18 protein-coding genes are annotated in these 22,363 nt (G+C 67.1%); 3 read left to right on the forward strand and 15 right to left on the reverse strand.

The window, feature by feature from the left end:
• Nucleotides 1–30 precede the first annotated feature (30 nt).
• From U9J33_RS17695 to U9J33_RS17715, 5 genes are all read right to left on the reverse strand, one after another.
• Nucleotides 31–825, reverse strand: coding sequence for an IclR family transcriptional regulator (locus tag U9J33_RS17695; protein ID WP_054441876.1), 795 nt, complete (start codon nucleotides 823–825; stop codon nucleotides 31–33).
• 240 nt (nucleotides 826–1,065) lie between these two features.
• The gene (locus U9J33_RS17700; protein ID WP_054441877.1) at nucleotides 1,066–2,184 is read right to left on the reverse strand and encodes an alcohol dehydrogenase catalytic domain-containing protein; all 1,119 of its coding nucleotides are present in this window, start codon (nucleotides 2,182–2,184) and stop codon (nucleotides 1,066–1,068) included.
• 4 nt (nucleotides 2,185–2,188) lie between these two features.
• On the reverse strand, nucleotides 2,189–3,061 hold the full coding sequence (locus U9J33_RS17705) for an isocitrate lyase/PEP mutase family protein (RefSeq protein ID WP_324699561.1): 873 nt from the start codon (nucleotides 3,059–3,061) through the stop codon (nucleotides 2,189–2,191).
• A 23-nt stretch (nucleotides 3,062–3,084) separates the two neighbouring features.
• Nucleotides 3,085–4,974: a hydantoinase B/oxoprolinase family protein gene (locus tag U9J33_RS17710; protein WP_324699562.1), complete on the reverse strand. Its 1,890-nt coding sequence runs from the start codon at nucleotides 4,972–4,974 to the stop codon at nucleotides 3,085–3,087.
• Between the two features lie 14 nt (nucleotides 4,975–4,988).
• The gene (locus U9J33_RS17715) at nucleotides 4,989–7,037 is read right to left on the reverse strand and encodes a hydantoinase/oxoprolinase family protein (protein WP_132468861.1); all 2,049 of its coding nucleotides are present in this window, start codon (nucleotides 7,035–7,037) and stop codon (nucleotides 4,989–4,991) included.
• A 256-nt stretch (nucleotides 7,038–7,293) separates the two neighbouring features.
• Here U9J33_RS17715 and U9J33_RS17720 point away from each other — a divergent pair, with 256 nt between their 5' ends.
• The 3 genes from U9J33_RS17720 to U9J33_RS17730 all read left to right on the forward strand — a co-directional run bounded on the left by U9J33_RS17720 (nucleotide 7,294) and on the right by U9J33_RS17730 (nucleotide 11,073).
• Nucleotides 7,294–8,799 (forward strand): aldehyde dehydrogenase family protein, encoded by a 1,506-nt coding sequence (locus U9J33_RS17720; protein ID WP_324699565.1) that lies wholly within the window; start codon nucleotides 7,294–7,296, stop codon nucleotides 8,797–8,799.
• A gap of 236 nt (nucleotides 8,800–9,035) precedes the next feature.
• Entirely contained in the window at nucleotides 9,036–10,253 is a 1,218-nt protein-coding gene (locus U9J33_RS17725) for an FAD-dependent oxidoreductase (protein WP_054441880.1), read from the forward strand.
• A gap of 76 nt (nucleotides 10,254–10,329) precedes the next feature.
• Entirely contained in the window at nucleotides 10,330–11,073 is a 744-nt protein-coding gene (locus U9J33_RS17730; RefSeq protein WP_324699567.1) for an arylmalonate decarboxylase, read from the forward strand.
• A 49-nt stretch (nucleotides 11,074–11,122) separates the two neighbouring features.
• On the opposite strand, the gene U9J33_RS17735 is transcribed toward U9J33_RS17730, so the two are convergent.
• The 10 genes from U9J33_RS17735 to U9J33_RS17780 form a co-directional block, all read right to left on the reverse strand.
• Complete coding sequence (locus U9J33_RS17735) at nucleotides 11,123–12,310, reverse strand: HAMP domain-containing sensor histidine kinase (protein WP_324699568.1); 1,188 nt, start codon at nucleotides 12,308–12,310, stop codon at nucleotides 11,123–11,125.
• A 121-nt stretch (nucleotides 12,311–12,431) separates the two neighbouring features.
• The gene (locus U9J33_RS17740) at nucleotides 12,432–13,628 is read right to left on the reverse strand and encodes a CaiB/BaiF CoA-transferase family protein (RefSeq protein ID WP_324699569.1); all 1,197 of its coding nucleotides are present in this window, start codon (nucleotides 13,626–13,628) and stop codon (nucleotides 12,432–12,434) included.
• On the reverse strand, nucleotides 13,625–14,545 hold the full coding sequence (locus U9J33_RS17745; RefSeq protein WP_185999636.1) for a hydroxymethylglutaryl-CoA lyase: 921 nt from the start codon (nucleotides 14,543–14,545) through the stop codon (nucleotides 13,625–13,627). Before U9J33_RS17745 ends, U9J33_RS17740 begins: the two co-directional genes overlap by 4 nt.
• Nucleotides 14,542–15,159, reverse strand: coding sequence for a 3-isopropylmalate dehydratase small subunit (leuD, locus tag U9J33_RS17750; protein ID WP_185999637.1), 618 nt, complete (start codon nucleotides 15,157–15,159; stop codon nucleotides 14,542–14,544). Before leuD ends, U9J33_RS17745 begins: the two co-directional genes overlap by 4 nt.
• Nucleotides 15,156–16,538, reverse strand: coding sequence for a 3-isopropylmalate dehydratase large subunit (locus U9J33_RS17755; RefSeq protein WP_324699572.1), 1,383 nt, complete (start codon nucleotides 16,536–16,538; stop codon nucleotides 15,156–15,158). The genes leuD and U9J33_RS17755 overlap by 4 nt, the downstream gene beginning before the upstream one ends.
• 28 nt (nucleotides 16,539–16,566) lie before the next feature.
• Nucleotides 16,567–17,586 carry a zinc-binding dehydrogenase gene (locus U9J33_RS17760; protein ID WP_324699574.1) on the reverse strand — a complete coding sequence of 340 codons (1,020 nt, stop codon included), beginning with the start codon at nucleotides 17,584–17,586 and terminating at the stop codon, nucleotides 16,567–16,569.
• Nucleotides 17,583–19,220 (reverse strand): FAD-binding oxidoreductase, encoded by a 1,638-nt coding sequence (locus U9J33_RS17765; protein ID WP_132468856.1) that lies wholly within the window; start codon nucleotides 19,218–19,220, stop codon nucleotides 17,583–17,585. The genes U9J33_RS17760 and U9J33_RS17765 overlap by 4 nt, the downstream gene beginning before the upstream one ends.
• A 96-nt stretch (nucleotides 19,221–19,316) precedes the next feature.
• A complete protein-coding gene (locus U9J33_RS17770) occupies nucleotides 19,317–20,729 on the reverse strand; it encodes an FAD-dependent oxidoreductase (protein WP_324699575.1) in 1,413 nt (470 codons plus the stop codon).
• Entirely contained in the window at nucleotides 20,726–21,085 is a 360-nt protein-coding gene (locus tag U9J33_RS17775; protein ID WP_185999641.1) for a hypothetical protein, read from the reverse strand. The genes U9J33_RS17770 and U9J33_RS17775 overlap by 4 nt, the downstream gene beginning before the upstream one ends.
• Nucleotides 21,082–22,326 carry a class I SAM-dependent methyltransferase gene (locus U9J33_RS17780; RefSeq protein WP_324699577.1) on the reverse strand — a complete coding sequence of 415 codons (1,245 nt, stop codon included), beginning with the start codon at nucleotides 22,324–22,326 and terminating at the stop codon, nucleotides 21,082–21,084. Before U9J33_RS17780 ends, U9J33_RS17775 begins: the two co-directional genes overlap by 4 nt.
• Between the last annotated feature and the right edge of the window lie 37 nt (nucleotides 22,327–22,363).

Raw genomic sequence — 22,363 nt, forward strand, 5'->3', positions numbered from 1 at the left:
ATCGGGACCTCCCTTTTTTTATCCCGGGCTTCAGGCATTTCCCATCGGCACGGGGTTCGACAGATCGTGGCTGATCGCCGCCGCCGTCGACTTGAGATCGTCTAAATAGAGTTCCAGCGCCTGCGACAGGCGCATGGCGGCCACGAAGAACACCATGGTCATCGCCGCCTCGAAGTGGCCGTTGCGGAAGATCGGCACCGAGACCGACGAGGTCTTGCCCGGCGTGAGGTTGAAGTGGTTGCGGCCCTGCACGGCGTAGCCTTCGGCGCGGATGCGATCGACATCGAGGCTGACTTCGGCGGTGGCGAGGTAATTGAGGTCGATGTCCTGCGAGACGCGCATGAAGCGCAGGATCATCTCGCGCTCGTCATCAGGCGCATAAGCCATCGACACCTTGCCCGAGGCGCTGTCGAGGATCGGCAGGGTAAAGCCGGGGTAATAGTGTTCGAACGTCAGCGAGGAGTTCGAATGGGTGCTGTCGCGCAGCATCATCTCGCGGCCCACGCGGATGGCGATGGAGACCGGCCAGCCGAGCCGCTTGGTCAGGCCCACGATGTGCGGCCGGGCAAGACGGACCAGTTCGTCGTCATGCTGGAAGCCGGTTGCCAGTGTCTGCACCATGGCCGTGGCGCGGTAGCGCTTGCGCGAGGGTTCCTGTTCGATCAGGCCTTCATAGAGCAAGGTCTGGACGATGCGGCAGGCGGTGGGATAGGGCACCTCGGATGCCTTGGCGATCTCCATCATGGAGAGCGAGCCGTGGCGGTTGATCGCCTTCAGCGCCGCGATTGACCGCGTGATAGAGCGAATTGGAACCCCTTTTTCCATCGTCAGACCCCGTCCGTTTTTTGTGTTATCGGAAGAGTGACAAGGGAATGACGTTTGCTCGAAATAATCAAGACGATATCCGCCTGTCGGATAGATATGCCGACAGGCGGAACCAAAACGGGTTCATAGTTTTCCGCCAGCGCCCTTTTTCTTGATCGGAACGAAAATTAATTTCGCGCCGGGCCAGCGGGAGGGCCTGATCGCAAAGGCCGGCGCCCCCATGCGGTAACGATTCGCTGCTTACCAGCCGGGCACGATCACCTGGCGGATCGCCTCGCCCGAGGCGAGCTTGTCCATGGCCTCGTTGATCTCCTCCAGCGGGCCGACCGAGGTCAGCAGCTTCTCCACCGGCAGCCGTCCCGCGCGCCAGAGCTTGATGTAGCGCGGAATGTCGCGCGCGGGGATCGAGGAGCCCATGTAGCTGCCCATCAGCGTCTTGGCGTCCGCCACCAGCGACAGTGCGTTGATGGCCAGATCCTCCGACGGGTTGGGCAGGCCCACCGTCACGATCCGGCCGCCGCGCCGGGCAGAGCGATAGGCATGGGCCAGTACGGCGGCCTTGCCGACCGTTTCCACCACCACGTCGCTGCCCATGGCCGCATCGTCCTCTCCGGGGGCGGAAGCGCTGGCCGCGCCCAGTTCCAGCGCCAGCGCGCGTTTGGCAGGGGACGGGTCCACCGCATGGACCGGCTGCGCGCCCGCCGCCAGCGCGCCGAGCAGCGCGGAAAGCCCGACGCCGCCCAGCCCGATCACGGTCACGCTTTCGCCCGGCTGGACTTTGGCCGTGTTCATCACCGCGCCGACCCCGGTGAGCACCGCGCAGCCGAACAGTGCGGCGGTCTCGGGCGGGATATCGGCGTCGATCTTCACCAGCGAGCGCCGGTCCACCACCGCCTGCGTCGCGAAGGCCGAGACGCCGAGATGGTGGTGGACGACGCCGTCCTCGCAGGAGAGGCGGCTGCCGCCGCGCATCAGTTCGCCCTTGCCGTTGGCGGCGGCGCCTTTCGCGCAGAGGTAGCCCTCGCCCGAGAGGCAGGCCGCGCATTGCCCGCAGCTCGGCAGGAACACCAGTACCACGCGGTCCCCCACCGCGAGGTCCGGTTCATCGGGATCGCCAAGTGCGAGCACGGTGCCCGCCGCCTCGTGCCCCAGCGCCATCGGCATCGGCCGGGGCCGGTCGCCGTTGATGACGGAGAGGTCCGAGTGGCAGATCCCCGCCGCGTCGATCCGCACCAGCACTTCGCCGGGCAGCGGATCGGAGAGATCGAGCGGCCGGACCGCCAGCGGCTCGTTCTCGGCATAGGGCCGGGGATGGTCCCCGGAGCGGGAGAGGACGGCGGCGGCGATCCGGCGCTTCATCGGCTTACTTCGCCGGAGCCGGAGCAGGCGCCCACTGCTTCTCGAAGTCCCACACTTCGTCGAAGCCGATCAGCGAGCAGAACTCCTTGAAGTTGAAGATGCCCTCGGGCTCGCCGATGCCGTGGTCCTTGAGATCGCGCAGCGACTTCTCGATGGCGGTGCAGGCGACCAGGCTGGTGAGCGAGGGGTAGATCGCATAGCCATAGCCGATCTCCTCCAGCACCGAGGCGAGCGGGATCGGCGTGGAGCCGCCGTTCGCCATGTTGGCCATCAGCGGCTTGTCGAAAGCGGCGCAGGCTTTCGCCATTTCCTCCTCGCTTTCCAGCGCTTCGGGGAAGAGGACGTGGGCGCCCGCCTTGTCGTAGGCTTCGAGGCGGCGCATCACGCTGTCCAGCCCCTCGCTCTGGCGCGCGTCGGTGCGGGCGATGACGAGGAAGTCCTCGCTCTCGCGCGCGGCGATCGCCACCTTGATCTTCTCGACCATGTCTTCCACCGGGATCACCCGGCGGAACGGCGTGTGGCCGCATTTCTTGGGGAATTCCTGATCCTCGAGCTGGATCGCGGTGACGCCGGCGGCCTCATAGCCCTTCACGGTGTGATGGACGTTGAGCAGGCCGCCATAACCGGTATCGCCGTCCGCGATGACCGCCGCATTGCTGGTGCGCACCAGCGTTTCCATGCGGTTCTTCATCTCGGTGTAGGTGGCGATCCCGGCGTCGGGCAGGCCCCAGGCCGAGGCGGTAAGCCAGTAGCCGGTGCCATAGACGAGATCGAAGCCGACCTTGTTGGCGATCACCGCGGTGATCATGTCCTGGATGCCGGGAATGACGAAGAACTTGCCGCTCTCCAGCTTCTGGCGGAAAATCGGATTGGCCATGATGGTGCTCTCCTGTGTTCTGTTTATTCGGCGGCTTCTGCGAGAGCAGGAGCGGCCACATGCGTCCACTGCGGCGCGATGGGGGCGGGAAGGCCGGTTTCGGCAAGGCAGTTGGCGCGCAGCGTCTCGATGTCCGGGCCGAAGTTGAACACGCCGATTTCGCCGCGGGCCTTGCGCATTTCGGCGCGCAGGGCCTGCGTCGCGGCTTCGTCCACCGCGCCATCCACCAGCACCACGCCGTAGTCCTTCGCGCCTTCGGCGGTGACGAGGCCCTGCTTCAGTTCCTTGGCCAGCAGCGCGGGATCGCGGTCGAGCGGATCGCCCCAGCCGCCGCCGCCCCAGGTGATGAACTGCAGCTCGTCACCGGCCTCGACCGGATAGTCCTCCAGCTTGTTGCCGACCACGATCTGCGTGCCGTCCGCCTTGGTGAGGATCTTCTTCGCACGCTTGCCCGGAAGGCCGCCGTTGACGCCCCAGGGCGGCACGAACCAGCGGTCGTCATGGATCGCGATCACGCCGCTCTCGAGGAAGCGGTACACCATGTTGATGCCGTTGCCGCCGCGATGGAGGCCCGCGCCGCCCGAATCCGCCACTGTCTCGTACTTGACGATCTCCAGCGGGAAATAGCGTTCGAGGAACTCGTTGGGGACGTTGGTGAAGCCGGGGAACAGCGAGTGTCCGTCCGGCCCGTCGCCCAGCGGACGGCCGGGGATGCCGCCGAAGCCGATCTGGAACAGCTGGAACCACTTACCGGCCTTGTCGTGCCCGGCATAGAACAGGTGCGGCGAGGAAGAGAAACCGGCGGCGTTGAGGAATTCCGGCGTCTTCTGGCCGAGCAGACCGCCCAGGATGTCGAACAGGCGGCCCAGAACGTGGGTGCGGCCCGAAAGCGCGGCCGGGAATTTCGGCTTGAGCAGCGAGCCTTCCGGGATGCGCACGTCGATCAGGTCGTAGTAGCCATCGTTGAACAGGATCTGCGGATCGAAGATCATGATCATGTAGATGCCGAAGAACATGCGCATCATGTTCTCGTTCAGCAGCATGTTGATCGAGGCCTTGGACTGCGGGTCGGTGCCGTCGAAATCGAGCACCACGCGGCCGTTTTCGCGCCACATCGTGCACTTGATCCGGTAGGGACCGTAGCCCATGCCGTCATCGCAGATGTAGTCCTCGAACGTGACCTTCTCCTCGCCGATGGAGGTTTCGATCAGATGCTTCATCGCGCGGTGGTTGCGTTCGAGCAGCATTTCCGTGGCGGAGACGAACACGTCGTCGCCGAAGCGTTCCACCATTTCCACCACGCGGTGCGCGGCGACGCGGCACGAGGCGATCAGCGCGTTGAGATCCGCCTTGCACCAGTCCGGCGTGCGCGACTGGTGCATGACCAGCTTGACGAGATCCTCGTTGTATTCACCCTTCTTCCAGATCTTCACGGGCGGGATGCGCACGCCTTCCTGGAAAATCTCGGTGGCGTGGATCGGCATCGAGCCGGGGACCATGCCGCCGATGTCGCTCTGGTGGCCGAACATCGAGGTATAGGCGATCAGGCGCCCGTCCTTGAACACCGGCAGCAGCACCAGCCAGTCGTTGCAGTGGCTGATCGCGCCGCCGACCGAGTAGGGGTCCGACAGGAAGATCAGGTCGCCGTCTTCCACGGTGCCGTCGAACCCTTCGAGGAAGGGGCCGATGTAGGAACCGAACTGGCCGACGATCATCTTGCCCTGATGGTCGGCGATCAGCGGGAAGGCGTCTCCCTGTTCGCGGATGCCGGGCGACATCGCGGTGCGCACCAGCGTGGCGTCCATCTCGATGCGGGCGTTGCGCAGGGCGTTCTCGATGATGTCGAGGGTTACGGGATCGACGGGAACCGTCTGGAACGGGGCTTCATTGGCCTGAATGATACGTGCGGGCATGGTCTTGGCTCCCCTCAGGCGAGGTTGATGAGGATGTTGCCGGCGTGATCGACGGTGCCGACGCAGTCGGCCTCGATCAGCGTGGTGGAGTCCATCTCGGTGACGACGGCGGGTCCGGGGATCACGTCTCCGGCGCGCAGCTTCGCGCGGTCGTAGATGACGGCGGCCTGCATTTCGGTGCCGGTCCACAGTTCGTGGTCGCGGATCTTGGCGCGGATGGGATCGCCGTCTCCCTGCTCCAGCGGCGGCGAGGGCAGTTCGAGGGCAGGGCCCATGGCGACGGCGCGCAGGTTCACCAGTTCATGGGCGCTGTCCATGTTGAAGGTGAAGAGGCGCAGGTGCTCGGCATCGAAGCGGGCGGTGACGCCGGCAAGGCCATCGGCGCGCAGCGTTTCCGGGTCGATCGAAAGCGGCACTTCGAAGGCCTGGCCTTCATAGCGCACGTCGAGTTCGAACTGGCTGGTGATGTCCGCCTCGGCAATGCCTTCGGCGGCGAGTTCGGCGCGGGTCTGCGCGGCCATTTCTTCCAGCAGGGCCAGCACGTCGGCCTCGCTGGTGTCCGCCACGCGCTGCGAGAACGAGCGCGCGGTTTCGGTGCGCATGCGGGTGGTGGCATCCCCGAGCGCGCAGAGCACGCCGGGCGAGACCGGCGAGACGGCGGGCCAGGAACCCATCAGCTTGGACACGGCATTGACGTGGAGCGGCCCGGCACCGCCGAAGCCCATCACCGCGAAGTCGCGCGGGTCGTAGCCCTGCTGCACCGAGATCATGCGCAGCGCGCCGAACATGTTCTCGTTGACGATGTCGATGATGCCGCGCGCCGCTTCCATCAGGCCGATGCCGAGCGCGTCGGCAATGGTCTGGACGGCCGCCTTGGCGCCTTCGCGGTCGAGCTTGAAGGTGCCGCCGAGGAGGTTCTCGGGCAGGTAGCCGAGCACGACGTTGGCGTCGGTCACGGTGGGCAGCTTGCCGCCCTTGCCGTAAGCGACCGGGCCGGGCACCGCGCCTGCCGATTGCGGGCCGACGCGCAGCGCCTTGGTCAGTTCCGGCACATAGGCGATCGAGCCGCCGCCCGCGCCCACCGTCTTCACGTCCAGCGCCGAGGCGCGGACCGAGAGGTGGCCGACTTCGGTGGTACGCTGGCGGCGCGCCTCGAGGTTCTCGATCAGCGCCACGTCGGTCGAGGTGCCGCCCACGTCGAGCGTGAGGATGTTTCTGATGCCGGCATTGCGGCCGACCCAGATCGCGCCGGTCACGCCGCCTGCCGGACCCGACATCAGCAGCGAGACGGGGTGTTCCTCCGACTTTTCGGAAGACATCAGCCCGCCGTCGGAGCGCAGCAGCGAGAGCGAACCCGCCATGCCGGCGCCGCGCAGCGATGCGCGCAAGTTGCGCACGTACTTGCCGACGACCGGACGCACCGCCGCATTGGCGACCGTGGTGAGCGTGCGTTCGTATTCCTGCATTTCGGGCAGGACCAGATGGCTGAGCGAGATCGGCACCTCGGGCATGATCTCTGCCGCCAGTTCCGCCACGCGCGCCTCGTGCGCGCCGTTGAGATAGGCGTTGACGAGCGCGACGGTCAGCGCCTCGACGCCGGAAGCCTTGAGCGCTTCGAGCGCGGCGCGGATCTCGCCTTCGTCGATTCCGGCGGTTTCCTGTCCGCGCGCGTTCATGCGGCCGCTGATCTCGAAAGTGTCCTCCAGCGCGGCCAGTGGCTCGGGCTTGGGCCAGACGATCCAGCCGGCCAGGCCGCCCGGCACGAAGGAACGGGCGATCTGCATGACCTGCCGGTAGCCCTGCGTGGTGATGAGGCCGACGCGCGCGCCCTTGCCTTCAAGCACCGCATTGGTGGCCACGGTGGTGCCGTGCAGGAAGAATTCCACGTCGGACGGGGCGATGCCGCCCTTTTCGCAGACCGCGGTGACACCGTTCAGGATGCCTTCGGAACTGTCGTGCGGGGTCGATGGCGTCTTGTGACGCCAGAACTCGCCGTTGTCCTGGTTGAAAAGAAGCAGATCGGTGAACGTCCCTCCGACGTCCACGCCCAAACGATAGGTCATGCGTTCCCCATCCGGCTTTGCCCTCAGGCAGTGTTCGGTTCCGGATCTCGGGCGCGGATTGCGGCCGACGACTCCGGGTGATGAAATGGTATATTGATATGACAATACGGCAAGGCCGCATTGCAGTCTGCGTACCGCGCCGGGGGGCGGGCGCTGCGGTTTCGGACAGAGTTATCCGCCAAGCGAATTTTTGGGGTGGCGGGGGGCCGCCGCGCCGTTCACCAGATTAGGAAAGGTCGCAACAAAGGAGACAGCCATGCCACTCGACTTCAGCACGCTTCGCCCCGGCACGAAGGAGTTTCTCGCCCGCCGCGCGGGCGGTGAGGGCCTGCTTATCGGCGGGGCATGGGGCACGGCTGCGCAAGGCGCCACCTTCGCTACCCTCGATCCGGCCACCGGCAGCGAGCTGGGACAAGTCGCCAAGGCGGGCGCGGCCGATGTCGATGCCGCCGTTTCGGCCGCCCGCGCGGCGCTGGCCGGCTGGGGCGCCACCGTGCCGGTGGAGCGCGCGCGCATCCTGTGGAAGATCGCCGACCTTATAGAAGCGAACATCGACGACCTTGCCGAACTGGAAACGCTCGACCAGGGCAAGCCGCTGTTCGTCGGCCGCTGGGCGGAGATCCCCGGCGCGGTGAACCAGTTCCGCTTCTTCGCCGGGCAGGCCATGGCGATCGAGGGCAGCACCCTCGAAAGCTCGATCAACTACCAGCCGCAGGGCAAGCAGATGCGGACCTGGACCGTGCGCGAGCCGGTGGGCGTGGTGGCGGCCATCGTGCCGTGGAACTCGCCGCTGGTGCTCACCGCGATGAAGCTGGCGCCCGCGCTGGCGGCGGGCTGCACGGTGGTGCTCAAGCCCGCCGAGGATACCTCGCTCACCGCGCTGCGGCTTGCCGAACTGATGGTGGAGGCCGGTGTTCCGGCAGGCGTCATCAATGTCGTCACCGGGCTTGGCGGAGAGACCGGCGCGGCGCTGGCCGCCCATCCGGGGGTGGACAAGATCGCCTTCACCGGCTCCACCGCCACCGGCCGCGCGGTGCTCGATGCCGCCAAGACCAACTTCAAGCGCGTGACGCTGGAGCTGGGCGGCAAGTCGCCCTCCATCGTCATGCCCGACGCCGATCTTTCGCTGGCGATCCCTGGCGTGGCCAATGCCATCTACTTCAACGGCGGGCAGGTCTGCATCGCCGGATCGCGGCTCTACGTCCACCGCTCGGTCCATGACCAGGTGGTGGAGGGCGTGGCGGAATATGCCAAGGGCCTGAAGCTCGGCCACGGCCTTGCCCCCGATACGCAGATGGGCCCGGTGGTCTCGCTGCGCCATGCCGAGCGGGTCGAAGGCTTCCTGCAGCGCGCGCGGGCCGAAGGGGCGACGATGCTGGCGGGCGGCGAACGCACCGGCGAGGCGGGCACCTTCATCACCCCCACCGTGGTCGTCGACGTGAAGCCCGGCATGGAGATCGTGCGCGAGGAAGTGTTCGGTCCGGTGCTGGTCGCGCAGGCGTTCGACGATGTGGAGGAAGTGATCGCCGCCGCCAACGACAGCGAATACGGCCTTGCCGCCAGCGTCTGGACCGAGGGGCTGTCGAACGCCCACCGCATGTCGAGCGCGATCAAGGCGGGCACGGTGTGGATCAACTGCCACGCCATGTATGACGCCACTCTTGCCATCGGCGGGGTCAAGCAGTCCGGCTGGGGCCGGGACAGCGGGCGGCAGGCGCTGGAAAACTACCTTGAATGGAAGACCGTCTGCGCGGTCGTCTGATCGGGGGCATCATCGCGGGTTGAGGGAGGAGGGGCGCATCGCAAGGTGCGCCCCTTTTCGTTGTCCTGCCTGCGCCGCTCCGTGCCGCCCGCCCCCCCCGGACCGGCTGCGGGCGGGCGGAGTGTCCGCCAACCGGCGCGCCTCCCCGTACCTCGGATAGTTCCGCGACTTCGCCCGTCCCGCCGGACCGCCCGGTCCATAGCGGGGGACGGAACAGGAAATGGAGTCTGCTCGATATGGCGGCAGTTGAACGGTGTCAGGTGGCGATCGCGGGGGCGGGACCGGTCGGAACGGTTCTGGCGACGCTGCTGGCGCAGGCGGGTATCGACGTGGTGGTGCTGGAAGTGAACGGCGATTGCGCGCAGGATCTGCGCGCCTCCACGTTCCATCCGCCGACGCTGGAAATGCTCGACCAGATCGGGGTGACGCCGATGCTGCTGGAGAAGGGGCTCAAGGCGCCGGTCTATCACTGGCGAGACCGTCACTCGGGCGAAGTGATCGACTTCGACCTTGCCGAGATCGACGACGTGACCCGCTACCCTTTCCGCATCCAGTGCGAACAGTATCACCTGTCGCGTGCGCTTGCCTCGGGGCTTGAGAAGCAGGGCAATGCCGATGTCCGCTTCGGCCAGCGCCTGCTGACCTTCGAGGAGGACGCGGACGGCGTGAACCTTGCGGTCGAGACGATGACCGGCATCGCGCAGATGCGCTGCGATTACCTGATCGGTGCGGACGGCGCGAATTCCATCGTGCGCAAGTGGCTGGGCATCGAATTCGACGGGTTCACTTATCCCGAACGCTTCCTCTGCCTCTCGACCGCGTTCGAACTGGGCGACCACATCCCCAACCTGGCCTGGGTCAACTACGTGTCCGACCCGGACGAATGGCTGGTGCTGCTGCGCGTGCCCACGCTCTGGCGCGTGCTGGTGCCGACCGACGGTTCGCTCAGTGACGAGGAACTGCGCTCGGATGCGATGAAGAACGCGATCTTCGGCAGGCTGGTCGGCGACGGGGAGATGGTGAAGACCGAGCACCGCACGCTCTACCGGGTCCACCAGCGCGTGGCGAAATCCTTCCGCGAGGGCCGCGTGCTGCTGGCGGGCGATGCCGGGCATCTCAACAACCCGCTTGGCGGCTTCGGCATGAATTCGGGCGTGCATGATGCCTTCAACCTGTTCGAGAAGCTGCTGCCGGTGCTCAAGGGGCAGAAGACGGGTTCGGGGGCAGAGGAGAACCTCGCGCTTTACGACCGGCAGCGCCGCGAAGTGACGCACAGCTTCACGCAGATGCAGACCAAGGAAAACATGGCGATGATCCGCGGCGGGCAGGACGAGGCGCACAAGCGCCGCCGCGAAGCCATGCTGGCGATCAAGCAGGACGATACGCGCCGCCGCGCCTACATGCTGCGGCAGGCGATGTACGAGAGCCTCGCCCAGGCGGCCGAGATCCGCTGAACCAGGTCGTAAACCAGACCCCCGGCACCCCATCAACCAGCGGCACCGGCACCGGTCCGCAACAGGAGTATCTGCAATGGGAGACGTTCTCGGTTGGCGAAAGCTGCTGGGTGTCATCGCCCCCTCCACCAACACCGTGGTCCAGCCGGACATGGAGCGCATGCGCCCTGCGGGCGTGACCAACCATTTTTCGCGCATCTATGTCGAGGACCCGCTGGCGCTCTCGAACGAGGATTTCATCGCCGGAACCACGGCGATCGCCGAAAACACGCTGGACGCGGTGCGATCGGTGATGACCTGCAAGCCGGACTACCTCGTGCTCGGCATGTCGGCGATCACGTTCTACGGCGGGGTCGAGGGTAGCCGGAAATGGAAGAGGCAGGTCGAGGAACTGGCGGGCGTCGGCGCGTCTACGGGGGCGGAATCGGTGGCGGCGGCGCTTCATGCCTACGGCGCGAAGACGGTGAGCTTCGTTTCGCCCTATTACCCGGTCGCCAATGCCGAAGTCCGCAATTTCCTGGAGGAATCGGGCTTCACCGTGAAGCGCGACGTGCCGCTGGAATGCCGCCGCTGGACCGACATCGCCAAAGTCGGCCCTGACCGCCTGCGCGAGGTGATCGAAGAGCTGGACGGGGATGACGTTGACGCCATCGTGCAGGTCGGCACCAATCTCTCGATGGTGGACCTTGCGGCCGAATACGAGGCGAAACTGGGCAAGCCGGTGATCGCGATCAACACCGCAACCTACTGGCACGCCCTGCGCGCGCAGGGGATCGCGGACCGGATCGAAGGCATGGGCCGCCTGCTCGCCGAATACTGAGACATGCGCCGCACCGGAGCGGTTCCGGGGCGGCGCAAAGGATCGCCTGTCACGAACCCGAAGGCATCGACAGTTCGAAGACCGTCAGGTTCCTGTCCGAGCTGACATGTACCGTGCCGCCGTGCGCCTTGGCGATTTCGGAAACGATGAACAGCCCGAGCCCCAACCCGTTCCCCCGCTCGTTCCCGTTCGCCATGGTGAACGGTTCGAACAATGTGGGGACGAGCTCCGGGGCGATCGGACCGCCTTCATTGGCGATCGACAAACTGAACCGCCCTTGCCCGCTGCGCGCGTGCACGGTGATCGGCCGGTTCGGGGTCCCATGGACGAGCGCGTTGCCGACCAGGTTGGAAAGCAATTGCGAAATCCGGGAAATGTCGCAGATGATCGGTTCTTCCAGATCGAGGATCACATCGATCGATGCCTCTGGATGAACGATCTGCAATTCCTCGATCACCTCTCGAACGGGCGCTTCCAGCGAGTCCGTCGTCTGCAGATCGAGGAATACGCCGTCGCCCAGGCGGCCGCGCGCAAAGTCCAGCAGGTCGTCGATCAGCATTTCGATGCGCCGGGTGCTCTGGCCCATTTTCTCGATCACCAGGGCGGCCCGAGGTGAGGGATCCATCCTTGCAAGCAGCCTCATTCCCGAAACCACGGCGGCGAGGGGATTGCGCAGATCGTGGCCGAGGATGGCGATGAAACGTTCCCGGATCAAAGCGGAACGATCCGCATTCGCCAGTTCCTGCTCCTTGCGGTGCAGATCGTCCTGAAGGTCGAGTTGGAGGCCGATCAATCTGGCGAAATTCTCGAATGTGGCTACGATTCCCGGATCGGACAGCTTGGCGGGAAGCGGGTCCAGCGCACAAAGGGTTCCGAAGAAACTGCCGTCGCGGCGGAAGATCGGGATCGAGATATAGCTTTCGAAGCCATATAGACGCGGCGTGTGGTGATTGTGGAATATCGGGTCCAGGGCCACGTGATCGATGATCACGCCGGTTCCCGAATCCCGGATCTCGTCGCAGATCGTCGTCTTGAGATCGAGCGAGCCGCCCACTTCCAGGCCGAAGGCAATTTCGTCCCTGACCGCACAGGCCGTCCAGCTGGTGCTGGTCACCCGGGCCACGGCGGCGAAGCGCAGGCCGGTAATGCGGCAGGCTATCTCCAGGATGGAGGGCACCGCGTCGATACGGGCGACCGCTTCCATATCATCTGCGATCAGGTCCGACATCGCGTGCATTTGCTTCCCTAGCCTTGAACCCGATTGGCCTAGCTCAGTATGACTACGCGATCAAATTCAAGTCTGGGCCTCAATCCTTCCGGCTGCAGGGCGCGGGGGCGGCGCCCCGGGAACGGAAAGCTCAGGCCCCTACCGCGCCTTGCGCGACGAGGGCTTCGATCCGCTCCGGCGCATAGCCCAGCGTTTCGAGCACCGCGCGGCTGTTCGCGCCGGGGGCGGGCAGCGTCACCGGCGCGCCGGGGCGCAGGCCGCCCATCTGGAGCGGGATCGTCGGCAGGCGGGTTTCCTCGCCGGTGTCGAGCACGACCGGTTCCAGCCCGCCTTCGGCCAGCTGCGGATCGTCGAACATGTCCTCCGGACGGGCGATGGGGGCGAAAGGCAGGCCGGTGCCTTCCAGCTTCGCCACGATCTCGGCCCGCGTCATCGAGGCGACGAGCTGGCGGACCTGCGGCAGGATACGGTCGCGGGCGAGGACGCGCTGGTTGTTGGTGCGCAGGCTCTCGTCGGCCCAGAGCTCATGCAGTTCGAACAGGGCGCAGAACTTCTGCCACAGCACGTCGGAAACCACGCCGATGAATACGGGCTCGTCGCGGGTTTCGAACACGTCGTAGATCGCCCAGGCCGAGATGCGCGCGGGCATCGGCGCGGCGGCTTTCCCGGTGACGGCGAACTGCGCCATGTGCTGGCCAACGAGGTAGGCGGTGGTCTCGAACAGGCTGGCGACGACCTTCTGGCCGCGCCCGGTGCGATGGCGCTCCTCCAGCGCGGCGAGGATGCCGATCACGCCGAACATGCCGCCGGTCACGTCGATCACGCTGGAGCCCGCGCGCAAGGGGCGTCCCGGCGGGCCGGTCATATAGGCAAGGCCGCCCATCATCTGCGCCACTTCGTCCAGCGCGGTGCGCTGTTCGTAGGGGCCGGGCAGGAAGCCTTTTTCCGAGCAGTAGATCAGGCGCGGATTGGCCTGTGCCAGTTCCTCGTAGGACAGGCCGAGCCGGTCGAGCGCGCCGGGGCGGAAATTCTCGATCAGCACGTCGGCGCCCTCGGCAAGGTCGCGGGCGACCTGCAGGCCCTCGGCCGACTTGAGGTCGAGGCAGATCGACTGCTTGCCCCGGTTGTACATCGGGAAATAGCCCGAGCCCGAGCCGAGCAGGCGCCGGGTCTGGTCCCCGCCGATGGGCTCGATCCGCACCACTTCGGCGCCCAGCCCGGCGAGGATGTGGCCCACGGCGGGGCCCATGACCATGTGCGTGAATTCGGCGACGCGGATGCCGGCCAAAGGCTGCGGGACCGCTGGCTGCGTTACGTTCTCGCTCATCGGGCGATCCTTTCGTTGTAGTCGAGCATCGGCCCGGCATCCGGCGTGAAGCCGTAGAGTGGTTCGCCGGGCAGGGCGGCGGCCAGGATCTGGCGCACTTCCAGCAGGCGTTCGAGGTCGATGCCGGTATCGAGCCCCATGGCATTGAGCATGAGCACGAGATCCTCGGTCACGAGATTGCCCGAGGCCCCCGGCGCGGCGGGGCAGCCGCCGAGCCCGCCGAGCGAGGCGTCAAGCGTGGTGATGCCCTCCTCCAGCCCGGCCAGCGCATTGGCGAGGCCGAGCCCGCGCGTGTTGTGGAGGTGGAGCGTGGTCAGCATGTCCGCCCCCACCGCCGCCCTGACCTTGCGAACCAGCCGCCGGACCTGCGCGGGGTCGGCATAGCCGGTGGTGTCGGACAGGCTGAACTCCTGCGCGCCCGCCTCGGCCGCGGCAAGGGCGAGGCGCACGACAGTATCCTCCGCGACGGCGCCCTCGATGGTGCAGCCGAACGCCGTGGCGAGGCCGACGGCGAAGTGAACGCCTGCCGCCCTTGCGATTTCGGATGCGGCCGCGATTTCCGCCAGCATCGCCGGATGGTCCTTGCGCACGTTGCGGATGGAATGGGTCTCGCTCATCGAAAGGGGGATCGACATGGCGTGGACACCCGCCTCCACCGCCCGCTGCGCCCCTTTGGCATTGGGCACGAGGGCGACGACGTTGAGCCCCTCGATCCCCCGCGCGAAGCGGACCAGTTCGGCGGTGTCGGCCATCTGGGGCAGCAGGCTGGGCGGCACGAAGCTGCCCACCTCGATCTCGCGCACCCCGGCGGCGGCCTCTGCGGCGATCCACGCCTTCTTGGCCTCCAGCGGCATGATCGCCTTGATCGACTGCAACCCGTCACGCGGGCCGACTTCGGAAACGAGTATCTGCGTCATGGTGTTCTTTCGAGAGTGGCCCCGAGGTAGACCCAGGGCCGCGCCTTGCGGTCGGCCGAGGTCCAGTCCTCGATTTCCGGCAACGACTTGAGCGTGAGGTCGATGGCATCGAGCCCTTCGAGCAGCATCTCGCGCGGTTCGGGCTCGATGGCGAAGCGGTGGATGGCGGCGCCGCAGCGCACTTCCTGCGCGGGCAGGTCCACGGTCACCTCCTGCCAGGCCATGGCGGCGATGGCCGCTTCGGGCAGGACCACGGGAAGGAGCCCGTTGCGGATGCAGTTGGCCCGGAAGATCGGTGCGAAGCCTTGCGCGATCACGCAGCGCATGCCGTACTCCGCCAGCGCCCAGACGGCATGTTCGCGGCTTGATCCGCAGCCGAAGTTCGCCCCGCCCAGCAGCACTTGCGCGCCCGCCGCTTCGGGGCGGTTGAGCGGGAACGCCGGGTCCGGCACGCGCGCGGCGGCGTCGATATAGCGCCACGGCGCGAACAGCCCGTCGGCAAGGCCGGTGCGCCCGGTGCTTTTCATCTCGCGGCTGGGGATGATCGCGTCGGTATCGACATTGTCGCGCAGCAGCGCGGCCGCGCGCGAGGTGAGGGTGGTGAACGGGGTCATCGCGCCGGCTTCCGGATCATGAGTTCGCGGGGATCGGCGATCGCGCCGGCAATCGCGCTGGCAACCACGGTTTCCGGGCTGGCGATATGGGTGCGGATGCCCGGCCCCTGCCGCCCCTCGAAGTTGCGGTTGGTGCTGCTGATCGTCCGGCTGCCTTCGGGGAAGCGTTCGCCCCCTGCGAAGAAGCATAGCGAGCAGCCGCTCTCGCGCCATTCGAACCCGGCCTCGGCAAAGATCGCGTCGAGCCCCTCGGCCTCGGCGGCGCGCTTCACGGCGGAGCTTCCGGGCACCACCATGGCCTTGCGGATCGATGGCGCGACATGGCGCCCCTTCACCAAAGCGGCGGCGCGGCGCAGGTCCGAGAGACGGGCATTGGTGCACGATCCCAGGAACGCCACGTCGATCGGCGTGCCCAGCAGCGGGCTGCCGGCATCGAGGCCGATATAGTCGTGCGCCCGCGCCGGTCCCTGCGGCACCGTGCCGTCCACCGGCACTGCATGTTCCGGGCTGGTGCCCCAGCTCACCATCGGGGCGAGCGCGGCGGCGTCTATCACGATCTCGCGGTCGAACCGGGCGTCCTCGTCGGTTTTCAGGCCGTGCCAGTATGGCTCGCCGAAGTCCTCCGGCGCATAGCGGCGGCCCGCCAGATATTCGAAAGTCTTTGCATCCGGCGCGACGATGCCGGTCATGGCCGCGAACTCGGTGGCCATGTTGCACAAGGTCATGCGCGCCTCGATGTCGAGCGCGCGCACAGCCTCGCCCGCGAACTCCACCACATGTCCCGCGCCGCCGCCCGCGCCGTGCGCGGCGATGAGCGCCAGCACCATGTCCTTGGCGGTGACGCCGGGCGCAAGCGTGCCGGTATAGGTGACGCGCATCGTCCCCGGCCGGTCCAGCCGCAGCACGCCGGTTGCCATGGCATGTTCCGCCTCGCTGGAGCCGATCCCCCATGCCAGCGCGCCCAGCGCGCCCTGCGTGCAGGTGTGGCTGTCGGGCGCGACAAGGGTGACGCCGGGCAGGACGATACCAAGCTCGGGCGAGATGACGTGGGTGATGCCCTGGTCGCGGTCGTTCACGTCGAACAGGGTGATCCCGGCGGCCCGCGCGGCGGCGCGGGTCTCGGTGATGAAGGCGGAGCCGCCCTCCATCAGCGTGCCGTCGCCGCGGCCGGGGCGGGTATCGACGATATGGTCCATCACCGCGAAAACGCGCGCCGGATCGCGCACGGGGCGCCCCGCTGCCGCCATCGCCTTGAGCGCGGCGGCGCCGGTCCGTTCGTGCAGGAACACGCGGTCTATGGCGATGAGCGCGGCCCCGGTCGCGCTGTCCGCGACATGGTGGGCCTGCCAGATCTTTTCGAAGAGAGTCTTGCCTGTCATGTGTCGTCGCACCCGCTTTCGCGCGGTTTCAGTCGTCCTGTCCGGCAAGGTCGACCACGACCTTGCCCATCGATCGGCCCGAGAGCAGCCGCTCCACCGCGCCGAACACGCCCTCGATGCCGATGTTCGGCTGATCGTCGAACCGCACCTTGATCCGGCCTTGTGCGTAAAGGTCGAAAAGCCGCTCGCGCGCATCGGCCCAGTGGGGCGTGAGCAGCCCGTTCATGAAGCCGCGCACCGATGCGCCCTTGTAGTAGATGGCATGGGCGATGCGCGGGCCGGTGACGATCTCGGGCTTGCCCTCCAGGTCCGAGGCGGCGCCGCCCACCACGAGGCGGCCATGATTGGCGAGATTGGCGAGAAAGGCATCGAAGATCGCGCCGCTCACCGTGTCCACCGCCACGTCGAGGCCGCCGGGATATTCGGCCGCCAGCACGGCGCCCACATCCTCGGACTTGTAGTCGATCACCCGTTCCGCCCCGAGCGAGGCGACGAAATCGCATTTCGCCCGGCCGCCCGCCACGCCGATCACCCGCGCGCCCATGAGAACGGCAAGCTGAACCAGCAGGTGGCCAAGGCCGCCCGCCGCCGCCGAGATGGCCACGGTTTCGCCGCGTTTCAGCTCGCCGATCCGCTCCAGCGCGACAAGGGCGGAAACCCCGGTGGAGGCCAGCGCCAGATATTCGCGCGTGGCGGCGGGTGCCTTCACGAACTGGCTGGCGGGGCCGGTATTGGCCTCGCGGTAGCCGCCGGTGAAGCGCACCGTGACCGCCGCATCGCCCACCGCGAAGTCGCTCACACCTTCGCCCACCGCTTCCACCGTGCCGATGGCCTCGACCCCGGTGAAAGTGGGCAGGGCGATCTTCACATAGTCCACCGCGTTGCGGGCGATCTGGGTGTCGAAGATGCCGTTGACGCCGCAATGCAGGTTGCGCACGCGGATCTCGCCGGGACCGGGCGCGGCCAGCGGCAGTTCGACGATCTCGCTCCCTTCGCGGAACGAGGGCGCGACGCGTTCGAGGCGGATGGCGCGGTAGGTCTCGCTCATTGCGCGATCTTTCCCTGCGGGAAGCCGAGCCCGCCCGGATTGAACAGGCCCTTGGGGTCCATCACGTTCTTCACCGCATCCAGCACATCGAGGAACGCAGGATCGCGCGTCTCGCGGTAGGGATAGGCGCGGCCGATCTGGAAATGGGCGGCGCCGTATTTCTTGCAGATCGCCTTCACCTGCTCGCGCGCTTCGGCGACCAGCGCGGTCGCCTCCGGCGCGGGGCCAAGCTGCTTCAGGCGCTTGAGATGCTCGGGCTCGACCATGGATTCGTGGACCGGGCGATAGCCTTCGGGCCAGAAGAACACCGGCTCGATGACGATGGCATTGGTGGAGAGCGAGGAGAACAGGAAACCGTTGTGAATGCCCAGCGCATCGAAGCGGGCCTTCATCGCATCGAAGTAGGCGCGGATTTCGCCGAACATGGCAGGCGCGGTGGAAAGCGAGGCCTGTCCGTGAACCGGCACCCAGCTTTCGCCTTCGGGGCCGAGGATCGAGTTCGGCGCCGGGAACGGCATGGCACGGATCACCTTGGCGATCGAGTTCTCGATCTCGGTGCCGCCGAAGCGCCTGGCGATATCGCGGGCACTGGCGATATCGGCCGCCACCGATTCCTTGCAGCGGCCCTCGGCGGTGATGTGAAGCGGGTAGTCGTCCTCAGGGATGAAGTCGCGCCCGCCCATGGCGATCTTCGCGGCGGCCAGCAGGCCCTTGCCCAGCGACTTCTCCTTGGCCACGACTTTGCCCAGCGTCTTCACGTCGCTGGCGAGCGACATGCGGCGCATGCGGACCTTGGTGAGGCCGGGGTCGAAGCCGCAGGTCTCCGAAGCGATGCCGGCGCGGGTCATTTCCGCCAGCGCCTCGATCATGATCTGGCCGGTGGGGAACGAGAACGAGACCGAATCCTCGAACCGGGGCGTGCGGATCAGGCGGAAAGTCACTTCGGCCTTGAGCCCCAGCGTCCCGGAATCGCCGCAGAACAGCCCGGCGAGATCGGGGCCGAAGTGGCGGTAGTGCGGCGTGTCGCCGTCAGGGCCGCGCGCGCCGGTGCGCAGCGTCCGTCCGTCCGCCAGCACCATGGTCACCGCGATCACGCTCTCGCTGGAGGTGCCGTGGTGCCCGGCGCCGAACATCGCGTTGAGCTGCGAAAGACCGCCGCCGATGGTGGAATAGATGCCCGACATCGGCCCCCAGAAAGGGGTGCGCAGGCCATGCGGCGCGAGCGCCTCGTTGAGCGCGCGCCAGGTGCAGCCGCACTGCACGGTCACCGTCATGTCCTCGGGGCTGATCTTCAGCACCTTGTCCATGCGGGTGGTGTCGATGGTGACGGTGTCGTCCGTGACCGGGAGATAGCTTTCGGTATAGCTCATGCCCGCGCCGCGCGGCGCCAGCGCCACACCTGCCTCGTTCGCGGCCTTGACCACGGCGGCGAGCTCAGCGGTGGTGGCAGGCGCCACGGCCAGCATGGCGACGTGATCGGCGCGGGTCCACACGTCCTCGCTGAACAGGCGAAGGCGCGCCTCGTCGTCGCTGACGTTCTCCGGCCCGACGATGGCCACCAGCGCGGCGCGCAGGTCGGCGGGGCAGGGGGCGATCCCGGACAGGGTTTCGTTCGTGGCAGGGTTGGCGGACATGGCTTGGTTCCCCGGACGCTGGAAGCCTTGAATTGGCTTTGCCTTAGATCAATTGAACGCGGGTTTCGCGATTGCCCGCCTGTCGGATGAACATGGTCACCTGTCGGACAGTTCGGCCTCTGCGAAAGCGCTCCCCACGCGCGCGGCGCCCAGCCCGGCGAGCCGCCCGAAGGTCACCGCCGTGGCAAGGCCCATCGCGGGCAGGTAGCCCCAGTAGGACGGTCCCGAGACCGACCTTGCGGCGCCGCCGCCGGCGAAGAGATTGGGCAGCCGCGTGCCATCGGCGCGCAGGACGCGGGCCTCGCCGTCGATCTGGAGGCCGCCCTGCGTGTGGAAGATCGCGCCCACCACCCTGAGCGCCCGGTACGGGGCGGCAGGCGGCAGGTCGGTTCCCCAGACGCGGCCCAAGGGGTCGGCTCTACCCTCGCTCTGTGCCGTTTGTGTCGCTTTCAGTGTCGCCTCGAGCGCGGCGGCGGGAACGCCCATCGCCTCGGCCAGATCCGCGATGGAATCGGCCTTTTTCAAGGCGTTGAGGGCCTTGAGCTGCTGCATTTCGGGAATATAGTCGGCAGCGGCCTCGATCCTGGCGTCGAACACCACCCAAACGTGATCGCCCTCCTGCCGAAGCACCGGATGGACCATGCCGGCGATGTCGGTGGTCTCGTCGGTAAACCGCTCCCCCGCCATGTTGACGAGCACGCCGCCCTCCACCGGAACACCCGGCGGCACCGGGATTCCCTGCGGTTCGGTCAGCATGGCGTAGCCCTGGTAGGCCCCCATGTCGCCCAGGGCGGCGCCCAGTTGCTCGCCCACCCGCACTGCCGTTCCCCGGCTGCCTTCGTGGCCGTTGTTCCGGGCATGGGCCATCTCGGGCATGTACCGGGCGACCATGGCGTGATCGGCGGCAAAACCGCCGCAGGCCAGCACCAGCGCGCCGCAGCCCACACGCTCTACCGAGCCATCGCGCCGGGTCAGGGAAACGCCCAGAATCCGGCCGTTTTCATCGGATTCTACCCCGGAAAGCCGAGTGCCCGCCATCACGTCCACCCCGGCGTCGTCAAGCCGCCGGTGCAGCAGTTCCACCATGTCCTGCCCCGAATGGCCGCGCCATCCGTGAACCCGGTAAGTGCTGTTGCCATAGGCCGGGCGGAAGCCGGTATCGAGCTGCCACGGCATGTCGAGAGCGCCGACCATCCAGTCCACCGTCGGCCCTGCGTGATCGGCGATGGCGCGGGCCAGCACCGGGTCGGTCTGCCCGCGGGTCTTGGCGATGATATCGGCGTAATAGCGCTCGGCATCATCCTCGATCCCGTGCTCCGCCTGCGACCGGGTGCCCGCCGCGCAGATCAGGCCCTGCGACATTCCGGTGGAGCCCATGGGCCGCTCGTCCTGTTCGACCAGCAGCACTTCGGCACCGGATTCCCGCGCGGAAAGCGCGGCAATGCAGCCGCATGCCCCCCCGCCGACCACCAGGACCGGGACGCTGAATTCGAAGGCCTCGCCGCTCATGCCTCGCTCGCGAGTTCGTCGCCCACATCGCCCGAGGCGACATCTTCGGCGAGCATGGCGGCCTCGTTCTCCTGCTGCACGATGCGCAGGATACGGGCGATGTATTCCTGATTCCACATCTGCCGCTCGGCCGAGGCAGCGCGGTCCGGCGTGAAGGCGTCGATCTCGCCTTCCGACAACACGCCCTTTTCGAGCAGCAGGCGTTCCAGCGTGTCCGCGCGCTGGCGGGTAACCGCCAGTTCCTGCGCCACCGCCATGGTGATGGCGAGGACCCGCTCCACTTGCGGTTCGAGGAAATAGGGGCGTTTTCCGGCCGGTTTGGCGCCGGCGTGGTTGAGGGCGTCGGTAAAGCTCATGCCACGGCTCCGATCACGTGCCAGGCCGCCTTGCGGCCGTAATCCTCGGTTTCGTCCTCGGCCGCATCGGGGAACAGTTCGCGGTCGACGACGCCGAACACGCCGCCGTGGATCAGACTGTCGGCGGCGAACCCCGCGGCGACCATTTCGGCATCGAGGTCCATCTCGTGCATCCGGCTCCAGAACGGCTCGTTGTTGTAGAAGGCATCCCAGTCGCGCATGGCCTGCTCGAAAAGCGGCATTTCGGGCGCGTACTGCGGCTGCTCCACGTGAAGGACGACGCCGCCGGGCCGCAGCAGGCGGCGGGTCTCGGCGAAGATATTGCGCAGCGCCTTCGTCGAAAGCTCGTGCAGGAACATCGTCGTCTGGATCCAGTCGAAGCTCTGGTCTTCGAACAGCGAGAGATCCTCGCCGCTGGCCTGCACGAAGCGCACGTTGTCAACGCCGAGCGACTTGGCGCGCGCAAGACCGTAGCGCAGGACCGGCGCGCCGAGATCGGCGATCGTCAGTTCGGCATCGGGAAAGGCCTGGGCCAGCGGCAGGCTGGAATGGCCCACCGTGCCGCCGATTTCGAGGATCCTGCGGGGCCTGAAATCCGGAAGGTTGCGGCGGACCCAGTTGACCACGGCATGCCCGCCGCCGTCCGAATACTTGCCCAGCAAGCCGCTGGTGGTGACGAAACCGGCGTGGTCGTAATTAGCGCCGTTGGTCACGTCGCCGGGGAAGTATTCCGTGTGGTAGCTGCCCGGCATGCAGTGATGATCCACGGCCGAGACGTAGCGCGGGATCGCCAGCGAGGGATCGAGGGCCAGTCGCTCGTCGCCATCGGTAAGATCGGCGGCGATCCGGGCGAGCCGTTCGTTCTGGCGCAGCGCCGTCCAGCGCCCGGCCTGCTGCCGCTGCTCCATCGTCATGCGGCGCAGTGCCGACCAGGTCTGGAACGCCGGGTCATCGAGCATGGCCTTGCGCGCTTCGTGGCGATTGGCGAGCGGACGGCCGTTCTGCGCGGCGAAGCCCGGCGCAACGCGGTTTTCAAACGATGCCTTGACCCCCGGCACCACGCGCGCGGCGAGATGGCGGTTCATCTGCGCGAGGAAGTTGATCCGCTCGATCTCGTCATGGCTGGTCTCGGGGAAAACCGCGTGGCGGCCAATCACCCGATAGTCCGGCGGGCCATCGTAGGCCGCGTTAGGGTCGTTGCCGGCCGGGGCTGGGGAATGGGGTTTCTGAGACGTCTTCACGGCCTACCTCATTTGTTATAGAGATATGATATAATGG

This window comes from Novosphingobium sp. RL4 (assembly GCF_035658495.1).
GTDB lineage: Bacteria > Pseudomonadota > Alphaproteobacteria > Sphingomonadales > Sphingomonadaceae > Novosphingobium.

What these genes read in the sequence shown, in the direction of transcription:
- U9J33_RS17695 (WP_054441876.1), bottom strand. Translation starts at nt 825, where the DNA reads ATGGAAAAAGGGGTTCCAATTCGCTCTATCACGCGGTCAATCGCGGCG.
- U9J33_RS17700 (WP_054441877.1), bottom strand. Translation starts at nt 2,184, where the DNA reads ATGAAGCGCCGGATCGCCGCCGCCGTCCTCTCCCGCTCCGGGGACCAT.
- U9J33_RS17705 (WP_324699561.1), bottom strand. Translation starts at nt 3,061, where the DNA reads ATGGCCAATCCGATTTTCCGCCAGAAGCTGGAGAGCGGCAAGTTCTTC.
- U9J33_RS17710 (WP_324699562.1), bottom strand. Translation starts at nt 4,974, where the DNA reads ATGCCCGCACGTATCATTCAGGCCAATGAAGCCCCGTTCCAGACGGTT.
- U9J33_RS17715 (WP_132468861.1), bottom strand. Translation starts at nt 7,037, where the DNA reads ATGACCTATCGTTTGGGCGTGGACGTCGGAGGGACGTTCACCGATCTG.
- U9J33_RS17720 (WP_324699565.1), top strand. Translation starts at nt 7,294, where the DNA reads ATGCCACTCGACTTCAGCACGCTTCGCCCCGGCACGAAGGAGTTTCTC.
- U9J33_RS17725 (WP_054441880.1), top strand. Translation starts at nt 9,036, where the DNA reads ATGGCGGCAGTTGAACGGTGTCAGGTGGCGATCGCGGGGGCGGGACCG.
- U9J33_RS17730 (WP_324699567.1), top strand. Translation starts at nt 10,330, where the DNA reads ATGGGAGACGTTCTCGGTTGGCGAAAGCTGCTGGGTGTCATCGCCCCC.
- U9J33_RS17735 (WP_324699568.1), bottom strand. Translation starts at nt 12,310, where the DNA reads ATGCACGCGATGTCGGACCTGATCGCAGATGATATGGAAGCGGTCGCC.
- U9J33_RS17740 (WP_324699569.1), bottom strand. Translation starts at nt 13,628, where the DNA reads ATGAGCGAGAACGTAACGCAGCCAGCGGTCCCGCAGCCTTTGGCCGGC.
- U9J33_RS17745 (WP_185999636.1), bottom strand. Translation starts at nt 14,545, where the DNA reads ATGACGCAGATACTCGTTTCCGAAGTCGGCCCGCGTGACGGGTTGCAG.
- leuD (WP_185999637.1), bottom strand. Translation starts at nt 15,159, where the DNA reads ATGACCCCGTTCACCACCCTCACCTCGCGCGCGGCCGCGCTGCTGCGC.
- U9J33_RS17755 (WP_324699572.1), bottom strand. Translation starts at nt 16,538, where the DNA reads ATGACAGGCAAGACTCTCTTCGAAAAGATCTGGCAGGCCCACCATGTC.
- U9J33_RS17760 (WP_324699574.1), bottom strand. Translation starts at nt 17,586, where the DNA reads ATGAGCGAGACCTACCGCGCCATCCGCCTCGAACGCGTCGCGCCCTCG.
- U9J33_RS17765 (WP_132468856.1), bottom strand. Translation starts at nt 19,220, where the DNA reads ATGTCCGCCAACCCTGCCACGAACGAAACCCTGTCCGGGATCGCCCCC.
- U9J33_RS17770 (WP_324699575.1), bottom strand. Translation starts at nt 20,729, where the DNA reads ATGAGCGGCGAGGCCTTCGAATTCAGCGTCCCGGTCCTGGTGGTCGGC.
- U9J33_RS17775 (WP_185999641.1), bottom strand. Translation starts at nt 21,085, where the DNA reads ATGAGCTTTACCGACGCCCTCAACCACGCCGGCGCCAAACCGGCCGGA.